This window comes from Photobacterium sp. GB-1, assembly GCF_003026165.1.
Lineage (GTDB): Bacteria > Pseudomonadota > Gammaproteobacteria > Enterobacterales > Vibrionaceae > Photobacterium.
The window spans coordinates 147,937-159,546 of record NZ_PYOB01000008.1; the positions used below are offsets into that span (position 1 = coordinate 147,937).

Here is an 11,610-nt window from a genome sequence, read left to right on the forward strand (position 1 = left end):
TATCTGCTAATGGTGATAAAAGTTTAATGTAAAGTAACAAAAATTCACATTTAAGTTGAGGTTTACATTGAATAATATTGGTTTATTCGATGGATTAGACATTTAGGGTAAAGAATGGCAAAAGCAGCAAAACGAGCATATGTTTGTAGTGATTGTGGGATGGACTTTGCTCGTTGGCAAGGTCAGTGCTCTGGATGTAAATCGTGGAATACGATCACTGAATTTACGATCCCTAACACCAAGTCTGGCTTAACCAGTAGCTCGGCACGTTCAAGTATTGGCGGCTATGCGGGTGTTGTGGGGGGCGGTTCTAAAAAACTCAATGAAGTTGAAACCGTTGAAGCTGAAAAAATGCTAACGGGCATTGGCGAGCTTGATCGTGTGTTATGCGGTGGTTTAACGACGGGATCAGTGAATATTATTTCTGGTGATCCAGGGGCGGGTAAAACAACGCTATTGTCAGATCTGGTTTCTCGGATGTCACAGCTGATGCCATCACTTTACTGTACAGCAGAAGAATCTCTGTCGCAGTTTAAGAACCGTGTAAACCGACTTAAGTTAAATTGCAATGAAGATAATTTATATCTGATGGCGGAAACCAGTGTTGAAGCGATCATCGCAGAGCTTGAAGTTAAGCAAATCAAGTTTGCGGTGATTGACTCCATTCAGGCGGTATCAACAGAGCTTGCCAATGGTAGCCCGGGTTCGCCATCGCAAGTAAAGGCAGCAGCGCAAGCATTAACGCAGTACTGTAAACAAAATAATGTGACGATGTTTTTGATCGCACATGTGAATAAAAACAATGAAATTGCCGGTCCTCAGACCCTTGTTCACATTGTCGATTCTCTGCTGCACATTGATACCAATGATGGGCAGGTACGTACATTGCGTGCCAATAAAAACCGTTTTGGTGATGTTGATACGGTAGGTATTTTCCGTATGACAGAGCGCGGTATGCTCAGTGTTGATAATCCAAGTGAGATCTTTTTATCTGGCTCAACAACAGAATCTTCAGGCTCTGCCATTACCTGTATTCGAAAAGGTAACCGTAACCTATTGTTAGAGATCCAGTGTTTAACCACTGAAACTGAAGGCGAGTTTCCACAGCGTGTTTGTGTGGGGTTGAATATGAACCGGATAAAGATGCTAACGGGGATCTTACGTAAACATGCGAAGACCAAGATTTATCACGATACTTTTTTCAATATTGTTGGCGGCTTGAAAATTGACGAGTCGGAAACCTGTATTGATTTGGCGCTGGTGGCGGCGTTGTTAAGTAGTCTGAATGAATTTGTGGTGCCGCGTACTACGTGCATTATGGGAGAGCTCAGTCTTAACGGTGATGTGCGCCCAATTGATAGCGGTGTACCTCGGGTAAAAGAAGCAGCGCAGCATGGTTTTACCGAAATTTTTATCCCTTACCGTAATTACCATAAATCGATGGAAGGCTTAGGGGCGAAGATCACGCCTGTCAAAACCATTCATGAGCTGTTAGATCTGATCAATTAATGAAATGCGAGAGGTGTTTCTTTTGAATAAAGAACCGTGCCTCTCGTTTTTCGTTATCGCTCACCGTTAAGGTGTGTTGGTTTGTTTGGGATTTGATTTCGGCTGATTAACGGTTTGAAATGTTGCTTCATGATTTTTAGAAGCAAGCTGTATCTGCATCTCAACCATACTACCCACCGTGTCGAGTAAGGATGCCCATTGCACATTGGGTTCTTTTTTAAAGATCGTGTCGAAGTTTTTAATATCCCAATTGACGAAGGGACGTGGATTTAACGGTTTTCCTAAAAAGTGGATCTCATAATGGAGATGAGGGCCTGTGGAAAGACCTGAATTTCCTGTCCAGCCAATCAATTCCCCTTTATTCACAAATTGTCCTGCTTTGACATTAAATTTGCTCATATGGGAGTAAGTCGATACAAATCCCATGGCGTGATTTAAGATCAGTTGATTACCATAACCATGTTTGCTGCTCTTCGCTTTTTCTATTACCGCATCGGCTGGGGCATAAATAGGCGTCCCGCTTTTTGCCGCAAAGTCTAAACCATCATGCCTTTTTCGTTGTTTAGTTATAGGGTGCACACGGGTACCAAACCCTGATGTTAATTGTACATTTGGAGTGGGTTCACCATTAGGAATAAGCTGAAACAGGGTAGCTTTTACCGCCGAATTGATCGCAGCGGTATTAACGCGTTTTTGAAGATCAAGATCTTTATTTTTTTCACCTAATCCCAGCACACTCTCCATATCATCAATACGTTGATTAAGTATTGTTAAGGCTTGTTTTTTTTGCTCTATTGTCGCGTTCAACGTTCTATTTAATGCGGTTTCTTCAGATAATGATGCACTGAGCTCTAAGGCTTGTTTTTGTAGTTTAGAGACTTGCTGGTGGGAGCTTTGGGCTGAGGTATAAAGCTCAAATATGGCATGTGTACTGTAGGTAAGCGCGCCACAAAGCAGAAATAGGGCCCCATAACGAAAACTATTAATCAGTAATGCTTTTTTATTACTTTTATGTAGTTGGGTAGCAAGCGATTTTATATTAAACATCATGAAAGAAGACACATTGAGCAATTTCTGAAGCTAGAGTCTATGTGCTTAGATTAATTATTGCTAGTTACCTGTCTCTCATTTGTGTAATAGCCTTGCAGTTTAATGGTCTTATCTCCCTTGTTTTATTAATAAACAAAAAGAGCGACCGAAGCCGCTCTTTTTCATTTATCACGAGTGAATTGCTTATTTAGCAATACGCTTGTACTTGATACGGTGTGGTTCTGTCGCATCTGAGCCTAGCGTTTTCTTCAGCCAATCAGCGTATTCAGTGAAGTTACCTTCAAAGAAGTTCACCTGACCTTCGTCACGGTAGTCTAGGATGTGTGTTGCGATACGGTCTAGGAACCAACGGTCGTGCGAGATCACCATTGCACAGCCTGGGAACTCTAGTAGCGCTTCTTCTAGTGCACGTAGCGTTTCAACGTCAAGGTCGTTGGTTGGCTCATCGAGGAGTAATACGTTACCCCCTGCTTTAAGTAGTTTCGCAAGGTGAACACGGTTACGCTCACCACCAGATAGATCACCAATGCGTTTTTGTTGGTCACTACCTTTGAAGTTAAAGCGAGACACGTATGCACGCGCAGGGATTTCAAAGCTGTTGATCTTGATGATATCAGCGCCTTCAGAAATCTCTTGGTAAACCGTGTTGTTGTCGTTCATGCTATCGCGGAACTGCTCAACCGATGCCAGTTTCACAGTATCACCTAGCTCAATAGTACCTGAATCAGGTTGCTCTGTACCACTTAGCATCTTAAATAGGGTCGATTTACCCGCACCGTTGGCACCGATGATACCAACGATAGCACCCTTAGGCATGCTGAATGATAAGTCATCGATAAGTACGCGATCACCGAACGATTTGGTTAGGTTGTTCACTTCGATAACTTTGTCACCTAGACGCTCACCTGGTGGAATGAATAGCTCGTTAGTTTCATTACGCTTTTGGTGATCGTTGCTTTGTAGCTCTTCAAAGCGTGCCATACGTGCTTTCGATTTCGCTTGGCGACCTTTAGGGTTCTGACGTACCCACTCAAGTTCTTTCTCGATAGTCTTCTGTAACGCGCGCTCTTGAGATGCTTCTTGTTTTAGACGTGCATCTTTTTGCTCTAGCCATGAAGAGTAGTTACCTTGCCATGGAATACCTTCACCACGGTCAAGCTCTAAGATCCAGCCAGCAGCATTATCTAGGAAGTAACGGTCGTGCGTGATAGCCACAACAGTACCGCTGTAATCGACGAGGAAGTGCTCAAGCCATGCCACAGATTCAGCATCTAAGTGGTTGGTTGGTTCGTCAAGTAGGAGCATGTCAGGCTTATCAAGCAGTAGACGGCAGATAGCAACACGGCGACGCTCACCACCGGATAGGTTCTTAATCACAGCATCCCATTCAGGAAGACGAAGTGCATCTGCTGCACGCTCAAGTTGCATACCTAGGTTGTGACCATCTTTGGTCTCGATTAGTGCTTCAAGCTCGCCTTGCTCTTTAGCAAGTACATCAAAATCTGCATCAGGTTCTGCGTAAGCTGCGTATACTTGGTCAAGACGGATCAGTGCTTCTTTTACATCAGACACTGATTCTTCAACGATCTCACGTACCGTTTTACTTTCGTCTAGGATTGGTTCCTGTGGTAGGTAACCAATTTTTAGGCCTGCTTGTGGACGTGCTTCACCTTCGATATCAGTATCGATACCCGCCATGATACGTAGTAATGTTGATTTACCTGCACCGTTTAGACCGAGGACACCGATCTTAGCGCCAGGGAAAAAGCTCAGTGAAATATCTTTTAGAATTTGACGCTTAGGTGGGACGATTTTTCCCACTCGCGACATGGTATAGACGTAATCAGCCATATCCGTGTGTGATCTCTACTTAAAAAATGAAAGGGAATATTTTACCTGTTCTGGACTGAAGTTTAACAGAATTGTTTATATTTGGTGGCGAGAGCAATAAAAAAACTGACTCAAAAAAGCAGGTTGATTTCGCATAAATGTAACAAAAGGCTATTCCATTATCTGAATAGGCTTATGAATTATTTGCTAATATGATTGTCTCAGATGTAGTTGCTGGTACCGTTTAGCCCAAGCAACTGGGATTCTACTTTCATCTATTTGATATGGAGCTTCTAGTGCCACGCATTCCAACTTCCCCCAATATTTTTTCGATTGCACTGTTATCACTGGGCATGATTAGCACGTTTACCGTGCAGGCAGCCTCGTTAGAGCAACAGCGTACTTGGTATGATCAGGCGCAAACAGCGTTTGATAACAATAACATGGCGGTATTTAATGCCAACAAAAGTAAATTAGGTGGGTATCCGCTATACCCTTACTTGGAATACCGTCTCTTTAATAAAGACTTAGATAATAAAACACCTAGCCAAGTAAAAACCTTTGTTAACCAATATAAGGCATTGCCTTTTAGCCAAACCATTCAGCGTAACTACCTGTCTGATCTTGCAGGGGCTGAGAAATGGCGTGACTTCCTATCGATGCAGCCAACAGAGCCAAGTAGTACTTCTCTAAAATGTTCTTACTTTTATGCTAAGAGCCAAACCGGTCATGCAAGCCAAGCATGGGCGGGAGTAGAGAAACTGTGGGAGACAGGGGGAACATTACCTGCGGTTTGTGACCCATTATTAGAAGCATGGACGGCTGCGGGTAAACGTACTAATACCTTGATTCTTGATCGTATGTTGCTAGCGTTTAAGAAAGGGAATAAGAGTTTAGCTACCTATCTTGATAAGCAACTAACAGGCAGTTCACAAGCCACGGGCGACAAAATCCTTGCGCTATTAGATAAGCCTCAAGGTGTGGCTGATTTTGCTAAACAGAGCAAAGTGACCAAGTTCAACCAAGCGTTAACTGAAGCGGCCTATTATCGCTTAGCGCGTGCTGATGTTAAGCAAGCTGTTGCTTCATATAATCAAGTGGTTGCGGGCCAGCATTTTGATAAAGCAACCAAGCAAGCATTGGCTGATGCGGTGGCATCACGACTCATGTCAACCAGTGATCCTGCGTTAGCGAAATGGCGTGATAGCAAACTGAAAACGAGCCAAAACGTGAGTATTTTAGAACGTCGTATTCGTAATTCGATCCGTGAAGCGGATTGGAGCGGCGTACAAACGTGGATCAATCGCTTGCCAAAAGAGGCGAAAGACAGCTCTCGTTGGACATTCTGGCAAGCGCAGCTACTTGCGAAAAAAGGGCAAAAGAAGCAAGCCGATAAAATTTATCAATCACTGTTAGGTGAGCGTGATTTTTATAGTGCTGCTGCTGCAACAATCTTACATAAGCCGATTGTATACCCTAATCAAAAAGGGCCAACATCGACTAAGTTAATTCAACCTTATACTAAGACCTTAAAACGTATTGGTGAGTTAATAGATACTGATAGGCTAATAACAGCAAACCGTGAATGGGGCTACTTATTATCGAGAGTACAAGGGGTACAAACTAAACGTGAGTTAGCGGTATATGCGGAAAAACATAAGTGGCATCACTTAGCGGTTCAGGCGACGATTTCAGGTAAATTATGGGATCATATGGCACTTCGTTTCCCACTCGCGCATAAATGGTGGTTTGACTTCTTTAGTAAAAAACGGGGTATACCGACATCTACCATGATGGCATTAGCTCGACAAGAAAGTGCCTTAAATATTCATGCGCAATCACACGTTGGTGCGCGTGGTTTAATGCAATTAATGCCAGCAACAGCAGCGCATACAGCGAAGAAATTAGGCCGAGATTATGCTGGTAAAGAAAGCTTATTTGATCCTGGCGTTAATATTCGCTTAGGCAGTGGCTACCTAAAAATGATGCTAGATAACAATGACGATAATCGTATTTATTCTTTTGCTTCGTATAACGCAGGGCCTGGTCGCGTAAAACAGTGGAGAAAACAGACCGACGGTAAGTTAGATGTGTATAGCTTTATTGAGCAAATTCCATTTAATGAAACCCGAGGTTATGTGCAAAATGTGCTTATGTTCGATGTGTACTACAATGAACTAATGGGTAAAAAGGCACCGTTATTAACGCAGAAAGAGTTAAAAGCCCGTTATTAATAACAGTGACTTACTATCGTGATTAACCATAAAAGCCGAGTGTTGTGACACTCGGCTTTTTCTTATTTGTAATATCGAGAATTACTGGCTGATATCTTGGTGTCGATAGATTATCAAGGTACACTGCAGCAAGATGACATACCTGATGAGGTAACTATGACAACAACTTCTGATAGCCCTGACTTCACCGAGTGGCAGAATGTACTTGATTTGATCCGCCATGCTTCTGCAGAGGAGCGAGATGCGTTGTTATTCCAAGTATTATTAACTCATGATGAGCGAGAAGCATTAATTTCACGTGTGAATATCGTCCATGAATTACTCAATGGTGAACGTAGTCAGCGTAAGATCAGTGAATTATTAGGGGTCGGTGTTGCTACAATCACCCGAGGTTCTAATGAGTTAAAACATCAGGATGATGAAACAAAAGCATGGTTAGCGAATTTTCTTGCGCAGAATAAACCAGAGCAATAATCATGTTGAAAATAGGATATTGTTATTTCAACAATATCCTATTTTTTATTAGAACAATTGCGGATTAAGGAAAGGGATCAAAGCCAAGATTAACGCTTGCTGATAAACCGAGCTTCGCGTTAATAAATCATTGGTGAGCATCGCAATCGCTCCGCCTTTTTGTTTCACATTTTGTTGGTTAAACATTTCATCCATAATGTCACCTAATTCCATGCCTTGTTGTATTTTCTCAAGGGCTAATGGCGGTAACGGTAATGATGCTGAGCGTGATTCACTATATTGCCCGTCATGCTCTATCACCATCCATGCAAAGGTAAATTTGTCGTCAACCCCCGCTTCTAATCCCACAATGTAGTTAGCATCAGGACATTGTTCACGACAGTGTTTTACCCTATTTCGAGCGCCCAACAAGGTTTCTTCACTGGTAAGGGGCTGATCTCGAACACCACTTTGGGCCGCAATACCTTCAACATTAAAACAAAGCAGAGGAAAGGCGAGAGAGAAAGCATCGCGTACAGCAGCAACTTTTGCTGGGTTGGTTGAAGCGACCATAACTGTTTGCATGAGTGAATACCTAAATCAAATCGAATGCGTCTCAGTGTACTGGAAAGATATTGAGTCGGTAAACTATTGAAATGATATCGGGAAAAGGAAAATAAAAAAGCCCGCGATTTCTCGCAGGCTTTCGTATATTCGATGTTTTCTGATAATTACAGGCGATCGTAAGCCCAATCAGATTGGATGATGTAACCGTGAATTTGAAACTCATCGTTATTAACGAATAAGTTAGGAAAATCAGGTTGTGATGTAGAGAATACAACACCATCAGCGAGTTGCGTCATATGGTAAAAATCAGGCTCACTACCACGAACAGAAGCAAAAACAGGTTGCTTAGGACGGTAATCGGCTTTTTTTGTCGCTAGCGCATAGCTACCAACAGGCGCACATTGTGAAATATTTTCGTTATCGATTAACAGGCCTAAACACTCTTCACGCTCTAGGTGCTGGGGGATAGCGCGCTTGCTGATCACCTCGACAGAGCTACCGTCGTTATATGCTGAAAAGTCTTTACGGTGAATAACAGGGATGTAAGTGCATGTCGCGGCACTATCTAACTCAGTACTGATTGTTGTTGTTGCTTGAGTACCTGTATCGACCTGACCTGTTAAAATATAACCAATAGAGGTATTTAATGTATCTGCAATTTTTTCTAGTTCACGAACTTCAATGCCGTACTTGCCGGATAGTTTACGGCTCATCGTGCCTTGTTGAAGATCTAGAGCTTCGCCAAGTTGTTTTTGGCTAATACCTTGAACCTTAGCTAAACGCTTAATTCTCTCTAAATATTCCATAACATTAGCTTCCTGCTTTAAAATAAGGTGAATGCAAAAGGGCATTCTTAAAAGTCATAATTGAGTTTACTTATTATTGTAATAAAGGAATCCCTTAAGCAACAAAAGTGAGATTTATCTAGGTAAAGAAATATACCCTGAGGGAAATATGGGTAAAAAAAGGGACAAAATGCGCGATTAAAAAAAAGTAACTAGAAGAGAATATCGCTAATACTGCATGAAATGTCACTGTAATAGTGGTTAGTGATTATAAGGTATTGATTAAAATAATTATATTAATAAATTTGATTGGTTTTCATGATGTCTCATTAAGGATTGATATGTATTCTGGTGCATATTTTATTTGAAATGGATATTAATAACCGCATTGGTTAGTGTTTGTAGGTATTTAATCGGTATTGTGTTTATTAATAGATATTTAATATTAAAGAACTTGACTATTCTCTCTTGGAATAAGTGTAAGTGCGATTATCATCATAGAAGGAATTTTGAATATCAACAAAGACTGCCATGATAATTTCAATAAAATTAATGTTTAAGTTGTAGATGAGAGGTTGAGCTAAGGAATCATCGAATACACTATTACTTGTTATGCATCTAGATGCGCAGCCTGTATGCTCTTGGTTGAATTGTATTGATTAAGGGAATGGTTGGTGAGATATATAGTGGTTTCAATTATGCTTTTGGCTATGTTTGGTTGTAAGGAAGATAATGAAAAAAGTGATATTGGACCTTTATCTGATGTAGAGTCTTTTGCCCGCTCTAATGAGCAAGACGTTGTTGACAGTAATGATGCATTACCCCCAGAAAACCCTTCCGTTATAAATGATAATGTTTCTCCTCATCCTGAAGGTTCAACGGTTGTTGATGAAGACATAGAAAATAATGTTTCTCCTCAGCCTGAAGGTTCAACAGTTGTTGATGAGAATATAGAAGGAGATGAGACGCTTCCGAGACCGGATCAAAATGAAAAAAAACAAGATATTAACCTACTTGTTTCAGTTGATGGTGTAACCGTTTCTCATTCAGATTTATTAGTATTTGATAAAGAAAATCGATTTATAATAAAAGATAATACTCAATATATATTACATAAAATTTCTGGCTGTAACGGTTACCTTGATAATGAATATTATATTATTAATGATATAAGTAGTTGTAACATTAATGCTGAATTTAAGAAGAAAAAATATCACGTAACATCTAACATTGAGGGTGATGGTGAGCTATTACCATCAGATTTTCATATTGAAAAAGATAAACAAATTAATGTAAGTATATCCCCTAGTAAGTTTAATAATCTGATCTCTATAAAAGGTTGTAACGGTGAATTAAATGGTGATTTTTATACCATTGATCGTGTTAATAACGATTGTAAAATAGAAGCTTTATTTGAAAAGGAACCGTTGACATCGATTAAATATGAAAATGTAAAATATACTGAGACAAACTTGCTGGTATCACCGAAAAAAACACCGATGGTCGATGCTGTTATCACTAACATTGAAAGCAATCAACCGAGCCATCAATTTAACTTCACAGATATATATTTCAATTATATTGATGGCTACTGGCACATAGATAATAAAACATCATTACCTTTAAAAATGGTTTCTGTTAAGTTTGACGATAATATAGTGCTAATACAATTATCACAACAATTACCCCCATATAGCTCTGGAGTGCTCGATTTTTATTCTGTATCTCCAGCTGATATTAAACTTGAAAGCCAAACTAAAATGTTTAACCCTCAGATGATAATAGGACCTTATCAAGATTTATGTTCTGAAAAAGAAGGCGATGGTACAGCGTGTTATTCTTTACCTGATGAAGTAGAAAGAAAAATTATTGAGGTCTATTTAGCTAATATGCACTTATTGGCGAATACATTTAATTATACAAAAGAAAAAGAGGCTTTTTTTGAACGACGATGCAGTCTAAATAATGAAGATTGTGATAATTATAGTGACGATTTACTTCCTATTTCACAAAGGAATTTAATGCGATTTGGTGCAGAAGGTCACCGATTGACATTAAAAGTGATGAGAAATGAATATAAAGCAGAAGGCGTTGGAGGGGGAAGTACGCCAAACTTATCGTTATTTGAAACAACGACAGGTGGGTGGGCTTCGATTTACTACAAGTACACTAAACCTGAGTATAGTAAGTACAGGCATTTTACTAATTCAGCGTACACGATTTGGTATCATGAAATCGCTCATGGCTTTGGTTATGGGCACGCGAGTGGCATGACATATGGTTTTGCTGATTATTTTTCAGCAAGTCTCGTTTCAAATGATCTAACTGATATTGAGAGAACGCAATTACCTTTAAATCCTATTCCTGATTTATTATTAGACACTGAATTTATAGATGATAATACAATTAACATCGAATTTTTATCTAAAACAGGCGCTGAATTAAAAAATGTAAAACTTGATGTTTTAACGTCTTGTCAATGGAACTACTCTCTTGAATATTATGACTCTTATGAAAATGATTCTGTTGTTATCCATTATGATGATGCCCCTAAGTGTCCTTTATTTTTAAGAGCTATATCGAGTGATTTAAAATTCATTGCCACTAAGAAAATAAGTAAGTTTGAACTAACAACATCGAAGCAATATAAGATAAAAAATAAAACATTTACTATTCTCAGTGATAGGCTTTTAGATAGAGAAGCAAATGGCTGGGGAATTAGAAGCCTTTGCCCTTTAAATAACCATTTAGCAACGAAAGATGAGTATAGTGAATTATGGCAATACTTATATGATGCGGATAAGTTAGCGTCTTTATCGAAAAAACTATATTTGGCATCAGATGGTCCCAGAAGTTATGTTATTTGGCAACTTAACCTCACTATGGATGAAATGGTTGCTAAACATTATGGAATGACGAAATTGTTAAACTACCAGGGTCTGGCTTGTGTTACGGATGAACCATTAAAAGCTAATGATGAATATCAGGAACTTAATCTTGATAAAGAGTTTAATGATCCAAAGTATTGGCATACAACTGAATTAAATGATGTACTTTTTGGGAAAGTTAAAAACAAAAACTTCTGGCATGTAAGTAAAATAGAAAAAGCATTGTTTAATAAACACTATTCCCTTAAGTTAAATAATTAATTTTTTATAATAAAAAGGCCGACTCTTTCGAGT

8 protein-coding genes are annotated in these 11,610 nt (G+C 39.6%); 4 read left to right on the top strand and 4 right to left on the bottom strand.

Annotation, left to right across the window (positions count from 1 at the left end; genetic code table 11):
- Window positions 1-114 precede the first annotated feature (114 nt).
- On the top strand, window positions 115-1,509 hold the full coding sequence (gene radA, locus C9J45_RS10995; RefSeq protein ID WP_005369493.1) for a DNA repair protein RadA: 1,395 nt from the start codon (window positions 115-117) through the stop codon (window positions 1,507-1,509).
- Between the two features lie 66 nt (window positions 1,510-1,575).
- On the opposite strand, the gene C9J45_RS11000 is transcribed toward radA, so the two are convergent.
- Window positions 1,576-2,559, bottom strand: coding sequence for a M23 family metallopeptidase (locus C9J45_RS11000; RefSeq protein WP_107292521.1), 984 nt, complete (start codon window positions 2,557-2,559; stop codon window positions 1,576-1,578).
- Between the two features lie 183 nt (window positions 2,560-2,742).
- Window positions 2,743-4,410, bottom strand: a complete 1,668-nt coding sequence (gene ettA, locus C9J45_RS11005; protein ID WP_107246717.1) for an energy-dependent translational throttle protein EttA — start codon at window positions 4,408-4,410, stop codon at window positions 2,743-2,745.
- A gap of 263 nt (window positions 4,411-4,673) precedes the next feature.
- Here ettA and sltY point away from each other — a divergent pair, with 263 nt between their 5' ends.
- A complete protein-coding gene (gene sltY, locus C9J45_RS11010; protein WP_107207307.1) occupies window positions 4,674-6,623 on the top strand; it encodes a murein transglycosylase in 1,950 nt (649 codons plus the stop codon).
- A gap of 156 nt (window positions 6,624-6,779) precedes the next feature.
- Window positions 6,780-7,097, top strand: a complete 318-nt coding sequence (gene trpR / locus C9J45_RS11015) for a trp operon repressor (RefSeq protein WP_107207326.1) — start codon at window positions 6,780-6,782, stop codon at window positions 7,095-7,097.
- A gap of 48 nt (window positions 7,098-7,145) precedes the next feature.
- Here trpR and yjjX read toward each other — a convergent pair whose 3' ends face one another.
- The gene (gene yjjX / locus C9J45_RS11020) at window positions 7,146-7,661 is read right to left on the bottom strand and encodes an inosine/xanthosine triphosphatase (protein ID WP_107292522.1); all 516 of its coding nucleotides are present in this window, start codon (window positions 7,659-7,661) and stop codon (window positions 7,146-7,148) included.
- A gap of 146 nt (window positions 7,662-7,807) precedes the next feature.
- Window positions 7,808-8,449, bottom strand: a complete 642-nt coding sequence (locus C9J45_RS11025) for a helix-turn-helix transcriptional regulator (protein ID WP_045128392.1) — start codon at window positions 8,447-8,449, stop codon at window positions 7,808-7,810.
- A gap of 653 nt (window positions 8,450-9,102) precedes the next feature.
- Here C9J45_RS11025 and C9J45_RS11030 point away from each other — a divergent pair.
- Complete coding sequence (locus C9J45_RS11030; RefSeq protein ID WP_146144323.1) at window positions 9,103-11,577, top strand: hypothetical protein; 2,475 nt, start codon at window positions 9,103-9,105, stop codon at window positions 11,575-11,577.
- The last annotated feature ends 33 nt before the right edge of the window (window positions 11,578-11,610 follow it).